At 43.8% G+C, this 16,047-nt stretch carries 14 protein-coding genes and 1 pseudogene; 4 read left to right on the top strand and 11 right to left on the bottom strand.

Annotated features, from left to right (window positions below):
• Nucleotides 1-16: 16 nt before the first annotated feature.
• Both GFB48_RS05665 and GFB48_RS05660 read right to left on the bottom strand, forming a co-directional pair.
• Entirely contained in the window at nucleotides 17-1,492 is a 1,476-nt protein-coding gene (locus GFB48_RS05665; RefSeq protein ID WP_163932432.1) for a methyl-accepting chemotaxis protein, read from the bottom strand.
• Nucleotides 1,492-2,346, bottom strand: coding sequence for an ABC transporter substrate-binding protein (locus tag GFB48_RS05660; RefSeq protein WP_163932429.1), 855 nt, complete (start codon nucleotides 2,344-2,346; stop codon nucleotides 1,492-1,494). The genes GFB48_RS05665 and GFB48_RS05660 overlap by 1 nt, the downstream gene beginning before the upstream one ends.
• A 105-nt stretch (nucleotides 2,347-2,451) precedes the next feature.
• Between GFB48_RS05660 and GFB48_RS05655 the strand changes: the two genes are divergently transcribed.
• The gene (locus tag GFB48_RS05655) at nucleotides 2,452-3,153 is read left to right on the top strand and encodes a M24 family metallopeptidase (RefSeq protein ID WP_163932426.1); all 702 of its coding nucleotides are present in this window, start codon (nucleotides 2,452-2,454) and stop codon (nucleotides 3,151-3,153) included.
• Here GFB48_RS05655 and GFB48_RS05650 read toward each other — a convergent pair.
• Nucleotides 3,150-3,452: pseudogene (locus tag GFB48_RS05650) on the bottom strand (putative quinol monooxygenase); the annotation flags it as partial. The gene GFB48_RS05655 and the pseudogene GFB48_RS05650 overlap by 4 nt on opposite strands.
• Before the next feature lie 187 nt (nucleotides 3,453-3,639).
• Between GFB48_RS05650 and GFB48_RS05645 the strand changes: the two are divergent.
• Nucleotides 3,640-4,974, top strand: a complete 1,335-nt coding sequence (locus GFB48_RS05645; protein WP_163932423.1) for a DEAD/DEAH box helicase — start codon at nucleotides 3,640-3,642, stop codon at nucleotides 4,972-4,974.
• A 143-nt stretch (nucleotides 4,975-5,117) separates the two neighbouring features.
• A complete protein-coding gene (gene focA, locus GFB48_RS05640) occupies nucleotides 5,118-5,966 on the top strand; it encodes a formate transporter FocA (RefSeq protein WP_163932420.1) in 849 nt (282 codons plus the stop codon).
• 157 nt (nucleotides 5,967-6,123) lie between these two features.
• On the opposite strand, the gene GFB48_RS05635 is transcribed toward focA, so the two are convergent.
• The 6 genes from GFB48_RS05635 to GFB48_RS05610 form a co-directional block, all read right to left on the bottom strand.
• The gene (locus tag GFB48_RS05635; protein WP_163932417.1) at nucleotides 6,124-7,299 is read right to left on the bottom strand and encodes an MFS transporter; all 1,176 of its coding nucleotides are present in this window, start codon (nucleotides 7,297-7,299) and stop codon (nucleotides 6,124-6,126) included.
• Nucleotides 7,300-7,331: 32 nt separating this feature from the next.
• The gene (locus GFB48_RS05630; protein ID WP_163932414.1) at nucleotides 7,332-8,354 is read right to left on the bottom strand and encodes a hypothetical protein; all 1,023 of its coding nucleotides are present in this window, start codon (nucleotides 8,352-8,354) and stop codon (nucleotides 7,332-7,334) included.
• 11 nt (nucleotides 8,355-8,365) lie between these two features.
• Nucleotides 8,366-9,307 (bottom strand): alpha/beta fold hydrolase, encoded by a 942-nt coding sequence (locus tag GFB48_RS05625; protein WP_163932411.1) that lies wholly within the window; start codon nucleotides 9,305-9,307, stop codon nucleotides 8,366-8,368.
• A 156-nt stretch (nucleotides 9,308-9,463) separates the two neighbouring features.
• Nucleotides 9,464-10,384, bottom strand: coding sequence for a hydroxymethylglutaryl-CoA lyase (locus tag GFB48_RS05620; RefSeq protein WP_163932408.1), 921 nt, complete (start codon nucleotides 10,382-10,384; stop codon nucleotides 9,464-9,466).
• A 5-nt stretch (nucleotides 10,385-10,389) separates the two neighbouring features.
• Nucleotides 10,390-11,589, bottom strand: coding sequence for a CaiB/BaiF CoA-transferase family protein (locus GFB48_RS05615; RefSeq protein ID WP_163932405.1), 1,200 nt, complete (start codon nucleotides 11,587-11,589; stop codon nucleotides 10,390-10,392).
• Between the two features lie 150 nt (nucleotides 11,590-11,739).
• Nucleotides 11,740-12,786 carry a phospholipase A gene (locus tag GFB48_RS05610; RefSeq protein ID WP_163932402.1) on the bottom strand — a complete coding sequence of 349 codons (1,047 nt, stop codon included), beginning with the start codon at nucleotides 12,784-12,786 and terminating at the stop codon, nucleotides 11,740-11,742.
• Between the two features lie 143 nt (nucleotides 12,787-12,929).
• Between GFB48_RS05610 and GFB48_RS05605 the strand changes: the two genes are divergently transcribed.
• A complete protein-coding gene (locus tag GFB48_RS05605) occupies nucleotides 12,930-14,201 on the top strand; it encodes an O-acetylhomoserine aminocarboxypropyltransferase/cysteine synthase family protein (RefSeq protein ID WP_163932400.1) in 1,272 nt (423 codons plus the stop codon).
• A 66-nt stretch (nucleotides 14,202-14,267) separates the two neighbouring features.
• Here GFB48_RS05605 and GFB48_RS05600 read toward each other — a convergent pair whose 3' ends face one another.
• Together GFB48_RS05600 and GFB48_RS05595 are read right to left on the bottom strand one after the other, a co-directional pair.
• Nucleotides 14,268-14,639 (bottom strand): diacylglycerol kinase, encoded by a 372-nt coding sequence (locus tag GFB48_RS05600; RefSeq protein WP_163932397.1) that lies wholly within the window; start codon nucleotides 14,637-14,639, stop codon nucleotides 14,268-14,270.
• An 11-nt stretch (nucleotides 14,640-14,650) separates the two neighbouring features.
• On the bottom strand, nucleotides 14,651-15,718 hold the full coding sequence (locus tag GFB48_RS05595) for a DUF4056 domain-containing protein (RefSeq protein WP_205597685.1): 1,068 nt from the start codon (nucleotides 15,716-15,718) through the stop codon (nucleotides 14,651-14,653).
• Nucleotides 15,719-16,047 lie beyond the last annotated feature (329 nt).

The following is a 16,047-nucleotide window of genomic DNA, read 5'->3' as shown; positions in this document are numbered from 1 at the left end:
AAACCCCGACAGTCACTTAATAATTGAATCGATGAACTTGTTGATTAAGCTGTTCTGTAATACTTATTAACTTGTTGCTTGTATCCGTTAATTTTACTCCCTGAGTATTAAGGTTATCTGTGCAACCAGTAAGTGCAATTAAATCCTGCTCTAATAATTTAGACTGAGCCTGTTGTTGCTCACTGGCACAACCAATTTCGATGATAGCATTATCAATTTGTTTTAATTCGCTGGTGATCCCAGCCAAAGTCTGTTGCGACTGCGCTGTACTTTCTAAAGTCGAAGCTATCTGCGCCTTAGAACTTTGAGTCACCTCAAAAGTGCTTTGGGCGTGGGACTGTAACTGGCCAATGATTAACTCGATCTCATTAGTTGAGTGGTAGGTCTTGCTCGCAAGAGCACGCACCTCATCGGCCACCACCGCAAAACCCCGGCCATAGTCACCTGCTCGGGCCGCTTCAATAGCGGCATTTAATGCCAACAGATTTGTTTGCTCGGCAATGTTCTTAATCACATCGAGCACTTGGCCAATGCCATCCGAGCTGGTTTTTAATAACTCAACTTTTGCTGCTGTATCTTCCAGTTTGGTTATCAAACTAGAGACTTGCTGCATGTTAATCTCTATTTTTTCAACCTGTTGCTGCAGTACCTGATTTGTCTGTTGTGACTGCATTAAAGCCGCTTGGGTGGCTTGGTTAATATTACTGCTGGCCTGATTAAAGTGATGCATATTTTGTTGCTGGGCTGCCACTAACTGCAATTGCTCAGTCGTGCTGCTATGACTTTGCTGTTGCACCTGACTCATTTGTAAAGAAATGACATTAAGCTGATCACAATCATGGGCTATTTTACTCACCATTTGCTGTAAAGAGACAATAAACTGGTTAAAACTATTGCCTAGCAAGCCCAGCTCATCTTGGCGTTCCACAGGAATTCTTGCAGTGAGATCACCTTCCCCTTCGGAGATATTTTTAAGCACCTTATTTATCTTCTCCAGCGGCGCAAGCAACAAGGCTTTTAAGCCTATATAAATACTCAAACCAGTAATACTGATAAACGCCACCGCCGCAATAATCAGCCGCCATAACATTTCGCTTAATTGCTGCACTAATGAGGCCTCACTGATCTTTAAAGAGAGAGATCCAATGCTTTGCTGTTCAAATTCTAGTGCTACTTCAATGCTTTTGTCTTGGGCCAAATCTTTACTAAATTCTCCTAAGACCATGCCGCGGTGATCTTTAACCTCAACGCCAACTAAATACTCTTCCTGTTGGTAGGCATTTAAAATTGCCCTAATGACCGCTCTGTCATAAACATAAACCGGCTCTTGTAGCGCAGTGGCTAATTGTTGCTGGGTAACTTGCAGTCGACTCGCAAAATTTTGCTGCAAGCTGTGCTGTTGTTGCCAGTAGTTAAAGCTTACAAAGCCAATACTCAGTAGCACTAATCCTATGCCTAAAAAACCGAGCAGCCTTTGGGTAATGGTGGTCATTATTTTGCCTCCTGCAATGGGTCAAACCAAAATTCAGCCTTTATCGCTTTAGTTTGTTCTGTTAATTCTGGGTTTACTAATTCTATTAATTGTCGTTGTTGTAAATTGGCTTGGGCAAGCGCGGTGGATACCTCTGAATCTGCAAAAAACAGTTGTTCAAATTCTCCCGATAGCAACATTTCAGTAAATATTTGGGTCATCTTTTTAGCCAGAGTTTGATTATCTTTGCGTACAAACAGGTAATAGGGCATGCGGTATTTAATCAGCAGGTTTGGCTCTATCATAAAGGGGAAGTGGGCATAGGATTTCAATTCATTAAAAGGTTCGAACACTCCCCTAGGAAAATAATCACAACGCCCACCATCAAGCATGTCAAAAAGATTAGGGTACTTAAGGGAAGCGGCAACGTTAATATTGTTGGCCTTAAGAATATTAGTATCTGCCCAGGTTTTTCCCTGACAAGCTCTAAATTCTTGCAGCTGATACAGATTGCTCACACCAGCAAAACGATTGCTATTTTTATTAGTGATTAAACCAATGCGCATGCCTAGCAAACCACGATAAACAGGCACATAAATCGCCTGATAATCTCGTTCATATTGCACAGATGTACCCAGCCAGACCAAATCTAATTGCCCCTGCTGTAGGTCTTGCAGCATTTTGCTGGTACTTGGCTCACCTTGATCACCATAGATAAACTCAATGGAGTCATAATCCTCTGACTTAGCCACAAATTGTTTTACCAAGGTTAATGCTAATTTGTTATCTGATGCCTTTCCCGGCAGCTTTAAAGATTGGGCAGATGCACTGGTTATTAGCAGCATTGCCAATGCTATCGCTATTATTTGGGTCATGAAATTTCCTAACGTGACTCTTTTTTACCCATATGAAATCATTTATCTCAGTTATTCAATCTGCATACGTATGCAGGGTAAAAATTAATCCATACTAGGCTTTTTATGACCGAATTAGATGTCCAACTATTGGCTGCACAACAGCAAGCAGATCAATTATTTAAACTGTTTGAGAGTCAGATCCTTAAGGTCGGAAAATCCGCCGAACAGTTAACCCAAGAATTACTCAATTTGGCACAAAACCAGTTTGATTTTCAGGGCACCTGGCACCCCAATATGGTGCGAGTCGGCAAAAATACCCTATGCACTTTTGTTGATACCCCAGAGTATGCCGAGGTGCAGGCTGACGATATTGTGTTTGTTGATTTAGGGCCGATTTTTGCCCACATTGAAGCCGACTTTGCTCGCACCTATGTTCTGGGTAGCAATGCCGATAAATTAAAAATTCAAGGTGATGCCAATCAAGCCTGGCAAATGGCGAAAAGTTATTTTGACAACAATGATGATATTACCGGCGAGCAGTTGTTTAATTATGTTCGACAGTTAGCCTGCGATTTTGGCTGGCAGCATACCAACCCCATTGCCGGGCATATTTTAAGTGTGATCCCAGATAAGTCTTCTAAGCAACTGTTTAGCGAAAATGAATTTACCGATATTTGCATTATGCCCGGAAACCATAAGCCACTTAAAAGTCAGCTTAAAAGTCAGCTTAAAAATGGACAAACGAAGCATTGGATATTAGAGATCCACTTTGTTTGCCCACAACGTCAAATAGGCGCTTTTGTAGAAGAACTACTAACGATTTAGCAGCACTTTTGGGTATATACCGGCGCGTCGTAATGCTCGCCTTCGTCGGTATAAGCCGTCACAATAACATCCTCCACTAAACCATCAGGGCTTAACACTTGTGATTCAAAAAACTCAATAATCTGCTTTCTTGCACAGTGTTCGGCCCAAGTGTCAGCAGTAGTCCAGACCTCGTTAAATACGATAGGATATTCATTACGAGTCGCATTTGGGTGATCAACTTGACGGGTTACAATATATTGCAAGCACCCCTCTTCACGGAGAGTATCTGGCTCTAGCGCTTTTAATATTTCAAATAACTGGTTTAACTTGCCTTATTTAGGTTTAAATTGTGCCAACACATAGATTTTTGCCGACATTGTCTATTCCTTACTTTTAAAAAAAAGCGCTAAGGTAGCAGCTATTATTAGTTTGCCCAAGCTTTTTGCTGTATGCTTGCGCCCTAGTCCAATTTGGGCCCATTCCTTAACTCTAGAGTAGTTTTTTATGAGCTTTGCCTCCCTTGCGCTTAGTCCCCCTATTTTACAAGCTGTTAATGAGCAAGGTTATAATGAACCTTCACCCATTCAAGCTAAGGCCATTCCGGCAATTTTAACAGGCAATGATGTCATGGCTGCGGCGCAGACTGGGACAGGTAAAACCGCAGGCTTTACCCTACCTATTCTAGAGCTACTGAGCCGCGGTAAGCGCGCACGCTCAAAGCAAGTTCGCACCTTAGTGTTGACTCCAACCCGCGAACTTGCCGCCCAAGTAGCAGAAAATGTTGAGAAGTATGCAACTCACTTACCTTTACGTTCAAACGTGGTATTTGGTGGCGTAAGCATTAATCCGCAGATTCAAAAGTTGAGCCGCGGTTCAGATGTGTTGGTAGCAACCCCAGGGCGCCTACTTGATTTACATCAGCAAGGCTGTATCAGGTTTGATGACCTTGAAATATTAGTGCTTGATGAAGCTGACCGAATGCTAGATATGGGCTTTATTCATGACATTAAGCGCATTCTAAAGTTACTGCCGGCTAAACGTCAGAACTTGTTATTTTCGGCCACATTCTCAAATGAGATTCGCGCCTTGGCTAAAGGCCTGGTTAACAACCCTGTTGAAGTGTCAGTGGCAAGCCCTAACACTACCGCCAAAACCATTGAACAGTGGGTTTACCCAGCCGAGCGCTCAAAACGTGCAGCGCTATTGGTTCACTTAGTTAAAGATAACGATTGGCAACAAGTGCTGGTCTTTACGAAAACCAAACACGGCGCGAATCGTCTCGCTAAACAGCTTGATGATAAAGGGATAACGTCCGCCGCTATTCATGGTAACAAAAGCCAAGGCGCCCGTACCCGCGCCCTTGAAAACTTCAAAACCGGTCAAATCAAGGTACTGGTAGCTACTGATATCGCCGCACGCGGCATTGATATCAGCAGCCTGCCACAGGTAGTAAACTTTGATTTACCAGAGGTAGCTGAAGACTACGTTCACCGTATTGGTCGAACAGGTCGTGCTGGTATTGATGGCCACGCCATCTCTTTGGTGACCAATGAAGACTTCAAATTACTGGCTGCCATTGAACGGCTAACCGCACAAGTGATTCAACGTAAGATGATTGAAGGTTTTACTCCAATCAATCCGTTACCAGAATCATCGCTAGACAGCCGTGGGCAAAAAGCGCCTAACAAGCCTAAAAAAACTGCGAGCAGAAACTCACGTTCAAAGCCCAGACCCAACAAAAACAATGGTTCTGACGATTCAAAAAGTGATTCACGCCCTAAACGCCGGCGCGTTAACCCTAACCCCAAATCTCGCACCGCGAGAAAGCCTCAAGGGTAATCTCAGTCACAAATATTAAGCCAAGCATCTGCTTGGCTTTTTTGTTCTAGAAAGTGTGAATTGCGCCCCTTTCTCAAACTGGTCACCAGCACCTTACTGGCTATATAATTCCCAATCAAAGCCTAAACTCAATGATGAACAACATGGATCAGAAACAACCACACCTTTCTTTGCCAGAAAGCTTAGCGCTCACAGCAGAAAATAATGCCGTTAAGAAAACCAAGCGTGATCCATTAAGCGCTTTTATCCTTGCTATTAGCGCAGGTATTTTTATCGGTTTGGCTTTTGTGTTTTACACCACTGTAACCACTGGCATGACAGGTCAACCTTGGGGCAGTGTTAAACTGCAAGGCGGACTCGCGTTTTCTCTAGGGCTCATCATTCTGGTGGTTTGTGGTGGTGAGTTATTCACCTCTAGCGTATTAGCCACCCTTGCTCGCGCGAGCAATAAAGTCACGACTAAAGAAGTCGCTAATAACTGGCTGACGGTCTATTTAGGTAATGCGGTAGGCGCGTTGTTTTTAGTCGCTATTATTTGGTACGCCCAAATGCACATGGCTGCAGGTGGTCAATGGGGCTTAAACGCCCTTAATATTGCGACCCATAAGCTACACCATAGCTTTGGTCAAGCAGTGGTATTAGGCTTTTTATGTAACCTTATGGTGTGTTTAGCCATTTGGATGACGTTCTCTACCCAAGACCCTATTAAGAAAGCACTATTGGTGATGTTACCTGTAGCGCTATTTGTTAGCTCGGGCTTTGAACACTGTATTGCTAACCTGTTTATGGTGCCACTGGGTGTGACTATCCATGAATTTGCAGGCCCAGAATTTTGGACAGCCATTGGTAAATCAGCCGCAGCTTACAGCGAATTAACCATGGCGAACTTTATCACCAGCAACCTGATTCCAGTGACCATTGGCAATATTTTAGGCGGTGCATTCTTAGGCCTAGGCTACTGGGCGGTATACCGCCGACCTGAGATGAAATAAGCGAGAAGCGAGAAGCGAGAAGCGAAAAGCGAAAAGCGAAAATATTCAAAAGGGTTGTTCGATTAGAAGCAACCCTTTTTTACATTACAAAATATGTTAAGTAATCAGTCTTTTTCTCGAGCTGCGCAGCAGCGTCCTCGAAGCGAAGCGCCCTCTTTTATGCCTCTACCTGCTGTTCCTTCGCTTTTAGCATTTCTTTTAATGGCCATAAGATAAAGATAACGCCAATAATAATGCCTACCCCCCAGGCAATCACATAGCCAGATTGAGTCAATACTACCCCTGCAATTAATGGCCCAATCACCCTGCCCCAAGAACCCATCGCGCTTGAGGTACCCATAACCTTACCGCGATACTGAGCAGGCACCCGCTTCGATAAAATAGAGTTAAGCACCGGGCTACAAATGGTCGCCCCAGAGATAATACAAAAAAAGCTAATGATCACCAGTGGCACAGCATCGGCTTGGGTGGCAACGCTAAAACCTAGGGTTAGTAACGTCACGCCAAAGCTTAACAGTGATAGCTCACCAAATTTCGCCACCAGCACCCCAACCAATTTACCCTGCAGTGCTGCCATCATCAGACCTTGAACTCCAAAGACAATGCCTATCTCTTTAGGGCCCCAACCAAGCATCCAGGCTGTCCATAACGGGAACAGATAACTGGTCACTGAAATCACTATCGAGTGCAACACATAAAGCGAGATTAACCAACGGCTTTGTATTTCACCCAATAATGGCCATAACTTTTTGGTATCGCTGTTATCTGCCGAGCGTTTGGTTTTTCTTAGCTCTTTAGGCAGCGATTCAGGCATCAGCACAAAGCAGAATATGGCTGCACTAAGGGAAAGCACCGCCGCCACACTTGCAGGCAACACAAAATTCAATTCATCCCCTGCTAATACGCCCCCTAAAAACGGGCCAAACACCATGCCTAAGCCGAATGCTGCACCAATCACGCCCATGTTTTTGGCGCGATTTTCGTCATCGGTAAGATCAGCAACGGTTGCTGCTGCGACGCCATAAATACCTGCGGCGCAACCGGCAACAATACGGGCGATATAAACCATTAATAGGGTTTGGGCAAAAGCAAGCATCACATAGGATAACGAGGTCAACAACAAGCAACCAATAAGTACGGGCTTACGGCCAACCCTGTCACTTAAGCTACCCCAAGCTCCACCCAATAGGCCAGAACACACCGAGTACACGGCAATAATCAGCGCAATATCCATATTAGAAGCACCAAATTCTGGCGCTAAAAATGGAATAATTGGGATAATGATGCCAAACCCAATCAGATCAATAAACACCGTAAAAAACAACAACCTCATAGTCACTCCTTGTGAAAATTGACCTGACCTAATTATTTAGAGATTAAAGTCGCAAAGCCTGCTGTAGCTTCATCAATCGCGCCTGCTTCTATGGCATAGCTGGCATCTTCAATGCCTTTTAAATAAGTATCTAAAAATGCTGTAGTAATAGACTTTAATATTTCAAACTGCTTAGTTTGCGGTGCTTGCTCTCGCTCTGGGCGGCAAATTAAATTTCCGTAATAGTGATCAGCCCCAGCCACTACTAAGGTGTATTTATCTCCTTTGGGCGCTTTATCATAAGACATTTGATGCAGCTGATATTGCGGAAAGAACCTTGGTTCTACATCCCAAGTTCCCGTAGTCACTAACATAGGTTTATTAATGCCATCCCAGCTTTCACTGGTGATTTCATCAAACATAGGGCCAGGTGGCGACACCGCCACAATGGCTTTAATGTCTTCCATACCAATTTCACCGCTCAATAAGCCCGTATCAAACTGATACCAGCCCTGATCACTTTTGGCTCTCGCGCCAGCAATCATTTGCGCGCTAAAAGCACCAAAGGAATGCCCCACAATGGCCACATTGGTGGTATCAATAGTCACCCCATGCCTGTTAGTGATCTCTGGCGCCAAATTAAGCAGTGCTGCGATGTCTTGGTCGCGCTTTTGAATCAAGCCTAGGTTGCCATAGCGCAGTGAATTAAAAATACCCTTAGCCATTGAACAGCAATCGACATGGTTAATACTTAACACCGCATAGCCTTGCTTGGCCCAATGCATTAATAAATTGTCATAGCGAGTTTGACTGGCCCACATACCATGGGAAAACACTAATAACGGCAATGCCTGTTTAGTTTCTACCGCCAGCAATCTAAATGGGGCTTCTAAGCTTGATTCACTCTCTTCACCATAATCAATCACATCTAGGTTTGGCGCTGTCGCGCCATATAAATTACTCAGCTCAAAGGTGCTCATTTGCAACTCTGGTACTGCTGGTAATTCCACTTCTGGAGATGAACATGCGCTTACCGCTATCGATAGCCCAACTACAGCCGCGTTGAATATTTTCATTTTATTATTCCCTATAGTTGGTTAACAAAATCGATAAAGGTATTGGCACTTTGCCTAGGTTGCTCAAGGGCTAATACATGGCCAGCTTTCGGGTAAATTTCAACTTCAACCTTGCTTGCACGGGTTAGGTGCTCAACAAAATTTTCCGCCAAAGCCACAGGCAATTGCGGGTTGTCTTGACCCCATTGAATAAGCACTGGAACAGTGATCTTTTGCAAAGCCTCGGCGGTACCGCCAAGCTTAAACTGGCGCATGCGCTTAATTTCTGCCTCACGATTGCCTTCGCGCAAGAAACCATTATGGAAGGCATCAATATTGTGTTGTTGGTGAGCGCTGACATCTACCACCACCCATTTATAAAACTTTTCAAAGGCAAGTTTGGGCATCACATACAGCAGATAATCCGCCCACCATGGCATATCTTCGGCACGACCACCACGACTGTTGGCCTTCCTAAATCCACCAGAATTTTGCAATACTAAGGCGCTGACTTTATCTGGATGAGCAGCGGTGTAATTGAGGGCGATATTGCCCCCTAATGAACTGCCAACCAAAATAAATGAATCAAGCTGCAGTTGTTCGACTAAACCTGCGAGTAAAGCTACATCCTGAGCCATGGAATAATCATGGTTGACCTCGGCCCCTGTCAGACCGTGGCTGGTTAAGTCATAGCGGATAATATTAAAGTGTGGACTTAATAACGCTACCCAGCTGTCCCACATATCCATAGTAAAAAAGTGAGAATGAATAAGCACTAAATTAGGCGCATCTGGGTTACCTTGACGCTGATAATAAACCGTATTATCTAACACCTGCATGGTTTGCGTTTGCTTGGAAGCCAGCTCTGCCACAGGAATATCTTGATACCTTAACAGGACATAACCTAAGTATGCAGCAATCGCTAATACCAAGGTTAACAATGTGTAACCAATTCCCTTTAACAAAGCTTTCATGCTATTTCCTATTTAATTGAGTAAAAAGTAGCGCTATTACTGCCTATATTGTTGTTCAAAATGGTTCAATTCTTGTCATCGTTATTGCATTTGCAATCTTTCTCAGGCTACTGCTATTAAGTTAGTTTTACCATCAACTTTATAGCCCAAAGTAATTCATAGCTCATTGAGGCTATTGCCTTTTTCTAACTGCAAAGAACGGAATTTTTGACCACGACCGCCCGATTCAAGTTTAACTAAGGTACCCGCCTGTTGGCCGACTTGATAGAGCTTATCTAAATCGATATTGGTCTCGACCCCCATCTGCTGGAACATCTGCACCACATCTTCGGTGGCCACATTTCCCGTTGCGCCAGGAGCAAATGGGCATCCACCTAAACCACCAATGGCGGCATCAAAATGACGAACTCCCGCCTCATAGGCAGCATAGACATTGGCCAATCCCATCGCCCGAGTATCATGGAAATGACATCCTATATTGTCCTGACCAAATTGCTTCACCAGAGGTGCCATTAAGTTTTTCACCGCCGTCGGTGACGCCGCGCCAATGGTATCGGCTATCAACAGGCTATCGGCACCTATCTCCTGTAAGGCCTCAGCCATTTGCCATACTTGCCTAGGCTCAGTTTTACCCTCAAATGGGCACTGCCATGCAACCGCAATACAGGTAATTAATTTAACCCCATCAGCCTTAGCTTGCTTATACAACTGGGCCAAATCGTTAATGGAATCTTCAATGCTCATGCGGACATTTTTTTGATTCATGGTTTCAGATGCACACACCACAAACATCATGGTTTTGGCACCGTTGGCCAGAGCAATGTCATAGCCTTTAGCGTTAGGGATAAGAACCTGAAAGTCTTGAGCTGAAATATTAGCGAGCGCCCTGGTAATCACATCGGTACCCGCCATGGCTGGTACCGCTTTAGGCGACACAAACGCCCCCACTTCAACTCGCTGTAAACCACACTCTAACAGGTTTTGGATCAGGCTTAATCGAGTTTCAGGACTTAGGTGCACGGCTTGGTTTTGCAAGCCATCCCTTGGGCCAACATCGGTAATAATGACGTTATCCATAGTGCTTACCCAATAATATTATTTTGTTTTAAACCAGCAATTTGTTCTTCACTCATGCCCAGTAATTCATTCAGCACCTCATCGGTATGTTGGCCAATATGAGGCGCTGGGCTATAACTGTCTTCATTGGTGCGAGATAACTTAATTGGGTTACCCGGTGCCTTGGTAGATTTACCATCGGGATGATGTATATCCACCACCATATTACGATGCAATACTTGACTGTCGTTGAGTACATCAGAGAACTTATTGACTGGTGCACAGGGAATACGGGCCGCTTCCAGCTTTTCTAACCAGAACGCATTGGTATTGGTACTGAATAATTCGGTTAACGCCCCATCGATCATAGCTTTATCGGCTAAACGACCCGGCTGACCATCGTATTTGGGATCGTCAAACTGGGGCAGGTTCACTACGGTTTTCAGGTTCTGCCAGAAATTATCGGTAATGACTGCCAAAATAATATGGCCATCTTTAGTTGGGTAAGAGTTATAAGGTACATGCACAAAATGGCCATTACCAATAGGATGCGGGTTTTCACTTGAGATAAAATGCATGGTCGCCATATAGTTCAGCATAGACACCTGACAATCCAGCATAGAAATATCCACATGCTGGCCAATGCCGCTTTTTTCACGCTCAAGTAGCGCGGTAAGTATGCCCATAACCGAGAACATACCGCCGCCTAAATCACCGATAGGAATACCAGCACGAATAGGGTCGCTGGCATCCTTACCGGTAATCGACATACCACCACCAAACGCTTGAGCCACTTGATCAAAGGCTGGACGCATAGAGCCAGGGCCAGTTGAACCAAAGCCGGTTACTGTACAGGTAATAATTTTTTGATTGTGCTTTTTAAGGGTGTCGTAATCAATACCTAAACGTTCAGGTACCCCTGGGCCAAAGTTAGAAATCACCACGTCTACTTCAGCCACCAATTGATAAAACAGCTGTTTGCCTTCTTCGGTTTTTAAATCAATTGCCACTGAACGCTTGTTACGGTTCAAGGTAATAAAGTAAGCACCAAAGCCGTCCACCGAGTTATTGGGATCACTGGCTAATAGTTTACGGGTACCTTCACCTTTTAATGGCTCCACCTTAATGGTATCTGCACCCAAATCCGCTAAAATCATCGCCCCATAAGGGCCAGACAGCATATGGGTTAGATCAATAACTTTTACACCGGTCAATGGCTTGTTCATGGTTTGTCCTACTCACAACAAAAAATCATAATGATATAAACTTATAGCATTTATTAGTATGAGTAAATATGACGAATGTCAGTCGTTTATGTGCAAATAGCAAAATGCCGGATAAAATATCCGGCATGGTTTAGCAAACAAGCTTTACGTCTAGAACATATTATTTAATGCAATTCCTAAACCGAATCGAGTTTGATGGTGGTTATAATCAATCATGGAATCACCATAACCATTAAACACACTCACATAACCCCTAAGCTTTCCCCAAAGAGGTGTCGTTAGACTCAACTCAGCTGCGCCTTTACCTGTAGAAAAGTTTTGTCTCAGCTTTAAGCGATATTCAATATCATTTTTATGGTAAGCGGTACCAAACTCAAAATGACCCATATAATCTTGTATATCTGGGTTATCATCACCTTCGGTATCACCTACAAATTCTTTAGTATCTTCAGGTAACCTAAACCAAGGTTGAAATGACACGGCCCATGGGCCTTTTTCAAAAAGTAAGTTAGCATATAAACGATTCCATGAGCGAGATAAAGCAGAGCTGCGACCATTAGACTGATGCTCCATGCCAAAGACTAAGCCAGTGTTACCATCAAAGGGTTTCCAGCTGGTAGGCATAATATAAAACACTTCAGGTTTATAATTGGTTTCCCTAAATGGACTCGATAAATCGGTAGCATACACCTGCCACCAAGCCTCAAGAGTAAAAGCAAAGTACAAGCCATCGCCGCTGGTAAATAAATCACCGTAGCTCAAGGGCGCTTTTACACTCAATTGAAATTTGGCTTCTATGTCTTTAAAGCCTTCGGAAAACTCTTCAACGCCCTTATAGGCTTGCTGGTTAATGCCTGACGTCGCATACACCGGCAGCATATAGTTAATATCGTGGGGAGTAATGGCAAAGTCATTTTGCTGGGCAAGTTGCTCTTTTAAAATCCTTTTAGAGATCATACCAAGCTTTATGCGCTTGCCATCAATTTCTATCTCTTCCAATTCTTGAGCAACTTGAATTTGACTAAAACACTCACGGCGGATTTGGCCAGCAGTTTTTCTATCCTCTGCAGTTTTTACTTTTTCTAATAAACATTTCTGTTGCTGCTCTCTTATTTCAGTTTCTAACTGAACTTCTTTAGCATCAGTAGCAGCACACGCTACCGCGGCGAAAAGCCCCAAAACATAGTTAACATTCATATAAATACTATTATTTCCAATTCATTGTCGGTAATGGCGCTTACTAATTATTGCCTAAAATGAATAACTTATACTTCAAGATTCTAACATTTCCAAATTAGCTGCTGTATATTTTTTGTTCATCACTTTTTTGAGGGAACAAAATGAAACTTGAATCTTTAGCTCTCCACCATGGTTACACTAGTGAAGCCACCACCAAAGCGGCAGCCGTTCCTATTTACCAAACCACGTCATTTACCTTTGATGACACCCAGCACGGGGCTGATTTGTTTGACTTAAAAGTGCCCGGTAATATCTATTCACGCATCATGAACCCGACTAATGACGTGTTAGAGCAACGCCTTGCAGCAATGGAAGGCGGTATTGCCTCATTAGCCGTAGCTTCAGGTATGGCAGCCATTACCTATGCCCTAGAAACCATTTGTGATGTCGGTTCAAACATTGTGAGCTGCGCCAAATTATACGGCGGAACGTACAACTTATTTGCCCATTCATTCCCGAAAAGGGGCATAGAAGTCAGAATGGTTGATGACCATGACTTTGAGGGCTTTGAAAACGCTATTGACGCTAATACCCGAGCGATTTTTTGTGAGTCGATTGGTAATCCAGCGGGCAATATTGTCGATATAAAACGCCTTTCAGAAATCGCTGCAAAGCATGGGGTGCCGTTGATTGTCGATAACACGGTAGCAACGCCATTTTTATGCCGTCCGTTTGAACTTGGTGCCCATATAGTGGTGCACTCGCTTACCAAATACATTGGCGGACACGGTACCACCATTGGCGGCATTATTGTTGATAGCGGCAAATTTGATTGGGCAGCCAATAAAGATAGGTTCCCAATGCTGAACGAGCCAGATCCTTCTTATCATGGAGTGGTGTTCACCGAGGCCCTAGGCCCTGCGGCCTATATTGGCCGCTGCCGCGTGGCGCCACTGCGTAATACTGGCGCGGCGTTATCCCCACAAAATGCCTTTAATATTATGCAAGGCCTTGAAACCCTTGGCCTGCGTATGGAACGCCATTGTGACAACGCATTACAGCTTGCACAGTACCTAGAAGCTCACCCAAAGGTAAACTGGGTTAACTATGCCGGCCTAGAATCAAGCCCTTACAATGAGCTGATGCACTTAACCACTTCCGGCAAAGCTTCAGGTATTTTGAGTTTTGGTATTAAGGGCGGTAACGAAGCAGGCGGTAAGTTTATTGATGCCCTACAGATGATTCTGCGCTTGGTTAATATTGGCGATGCCAAATCCTTAGCCTGTCACCCAGCATCCACCACCCACAGGCAACTTAATGATGAAGAACTTGCCAAAGCTGGAGTAAGCCGTGACTTGGTTCGTATTTCTGTCGGTATTGAAAACATCGACGATATAATTAACGATGTGGAGCAAGCACTAGAGCAGGTGTAAAACCTATACTCCAGTAAAAACAAAAAAGGTAGCAAATTTGCTACCTTTTTCGTTAATTCTTAGCTGTTAAAAGAAATGCTGATAAAACACTGTTAGCCAAATCATCCCAGCGATGACCATGGCAATAAATACTGCCGCAGAGCCTATGTCTTTGGCGCGGCCAGACAGTTCATGGTGTTCAGGGCCAATTCTATCGACGACGGCTTCCACCGCTGAATTCATAAGTTCAGCCAGCATGATTATCAACACACTGATAATTAATGCGACGCTTTGGTATAAACCAAAATCAAACACGGCAACCACAGCTAATGCCGCCACTAGCATCATCACTTCTTGGCGAAACGCCGCCTCATGTTTAAATGCCGCTTTCAAGCCCTGCATTGAATACTTAGTCGCATATACAATACGGGTTAATCCGGTTCTGCCTGGTTTGCTCATTAATAAAACTCTTATTTATCCAGCTTATAGCTTAACTGTTCATTATGGTTATGGCTATCTTGCATGTCTTTTTGTTTAGCGATATTCGCGAGTGCTTGGAAATCATTATGGGTCCAAGTTTGTTTATCTTTAAGATCTTGAGTGATCACTTCAAACTCGCCTAACTCATCAGTAGCATTGAGCTCTAAGGTGGCAAACTGCTCCCACTTAGCCCATGTTGCAATTGATTGCTCATTACCCTTACTCATACCATTAGGCATTAGGGTTAGGCTAAAGTGGTAATCACGGGTACGTAAGACCCATTTACCTGGCAGGCGTGATTCACTGTCCCACCATTTGCCGTCAAGCTCTTTAATTTTAGCGATAGTGGTGTCTTCATCTTGGGCTTGTAATGCTTCCAGGTGGCCTTCAAAGTGTTCACCAAAGGTTTGTTCGTACTCTTCTTGGCTTAGCTCTGGGTTAGCCATCACCATTTCCACTGCAATACGGGCACCTAACATATTTGAATATAGGTCTTCAGGTGAGAAAGCCGATGGATATTCTTTAAAGCTGCCCACCGATACTAAACCGTACCACTGCGCCACTTCATGCCATTGGGCTAAACGAAATGCCAGTAAACCTGCTAGTTCAGCATTGGCTTGTAAACGCTCAGTCGCATCAATTTGAGAAAGATCATGCAAGACAATCTGACGCTGACGTAATTCATCGGTTAACTTAATTGGCGCTTCATCTGCTTTTGCAGACTGAAAACGTTGGAATAAGTAAAACGCAAAGTCGGCAGTGTCACGAACGTGGGCAGTATCAATAAATCCGCCTTTGTTAGTGTAAATTAAACCGTTAACTTCATCCTCTGCGCCAAATAGACTGCCAAGTACTGACGATGAGCCATCATTAAAACTATGGTCTTCTACATCATCCGTTTCAACAACATTCTTAATCGAATATAAAGGCACTGGAATAGGGCCAACTTCAGCCTGAAGATCGGTACCAAAGGCACAACAAGGTCGGATCCCAACAGGTACCGATTCACTGTCAGCAAAGCTAGGAAAAGTTACCGCCAATAAAGAAAAAACAAACATAATAGATCGCATTTTGCCGACTTCCATTAATAAAAACATAATTGGTCGACATTATATTGATTGGCGAAAGCCCCGAGCGATTAGTCACTTGAGACTTTGATGAGAGTCACAGTTGACAACCAAAAACTGCCATAACGGTCACCTTTTAAAGATAAAAAAACAACACTAGCTTAACCTTACAAATTAACTGAAATAAAAAAACCGTTAAGCCTAGACTTAACGGTTTTCATCCAAACAGCTGCTTCAGTAACGATTATTCGGCAGTACGAGTCTCGGTTAGGCCCGCATTAATTTGCTGTACATCGGCTTCAGTTAGATTACCTGCCGCG

Source organism: Paraferrimonas sp. SM1919 (assembly GCF_010993985.1).
Taxonomy (GTDB): Bacteria; Pseudomonadota; Gammaproteobacteria; order Enterobacterales; family Shewanellaceae; genus SM1919.
The sequence above is the reverse complement of the archived record's forward strand: the minus strand, read 5'-3'. Positions and strand labels throughout refer to the sequence as shown.

What these genes read in the sequence shown, in the direction of transcription:
- GFB48_RS05665 (WP_163932432.1), bottom strand. Translation starts at nt 1,492, where the DNA reads ATGACCACCATTACCCAAAGGCTGCTCGGTTTTTTAGGCATAGGATTA.
- GFB48_RS05660 (WP_163932429.1), bottom strand. Translation starts at nt 2,346, where the DNA reads ATGACCCAAATAATAGCGATAGCATTGGCAATGCTGCTAATAACCAGT.
- GFB48_RS05655 (WP_163932426.1), top strand. Translation starts at nt 2,452, where the DNA reads ATGACCGAATTAGATGTCCAACTATTGGCTGCACAACAGCAAGCAGAT.
- GFB48_RS05645 (WP_163932423.1), top strand. Translation starts at nt 3,640, where the DNA reads ATGAGCTTTGCCTCCCTTGCGCTTAGTCCCCCTATTTTACAAGCTGTT.
- focA (WP_163932420.1), top strand. Translation starts at nt 5,118, where the DNA reads ATGGATCAGAAACAACCACACCTTTCTTTGCCAGAAAGCTTAGCGCTC.
- GFB48_RS05635 (WP_163932417.1), bottom strand. Translation starts at nt 7,299, where the DNA reads ATGAGGTTGTTGTTTTTTACGGTGTTTATTGATCTGATTGGGTTTGGC.
- GFB48_RS05630 (WP_163932414.1), bottom strand. Translation starts at nt 8,354, where the DNA reads ATGAAAATATTCAACGCGGCTGTAGTTGGGCTATCGATAGCGGTAAGC.
- GFB48_RS05625 (WP_163932411.1), bottom strand. Translation starts at nt 9,307, where the DNA reads ATGAAAGCTTTGTTAAAGGGAATTGGTTACACATTGTTAACCTTGGTA.
- GFB48_RS05620 (WP_163932408.1), bottom strand. Translation starts at nt 10,384, where the DNA reads ATGGATAACGTCATTATTACCGATGTTGGCCCAAGGGATGGCTTGCAA.
- GFB48_RS05615 (WP_163932405.1), bottom strand. Translation starts at nt 11,589, where the DNA reads ATGAACAAGCCATTGACCGGTGTAAAAGTTATTGATCTAACCCATATG.
- GFB48_RS05610 (WP_163932402.1), bottom strand. Translation starts at nt 12,786, where the DNA reads ATGAATGTTAACTATGTTTTGGGGCTTTTCGCCGCGGTAGCGTGTGCT.
- GFB48_RS05605 (WP_163932400.1), top strand. Translation starts at nt 12,930, where the DNA reads ATGAAACTTGAATCTTTAGCTCTCCACCATGGTTACACTAGTGAAGCC.
- GFB48_RS05600 (WP_163932397.1), bottom strand. Translation starts at nt 14,639, where the DNA reads ATGAGCAAACCAGGCAGAACCGGATTAACCCGTATTGTATATGCGACT.
- GFB48_RS05595 (WP_205597685.1), bottom strand. Translation starts at nt 15,718, where the DNA reads ATGTTTGTTTTTTCTTTATTGGCGGTAACTTTTCCTAGCTTTGCTGAC.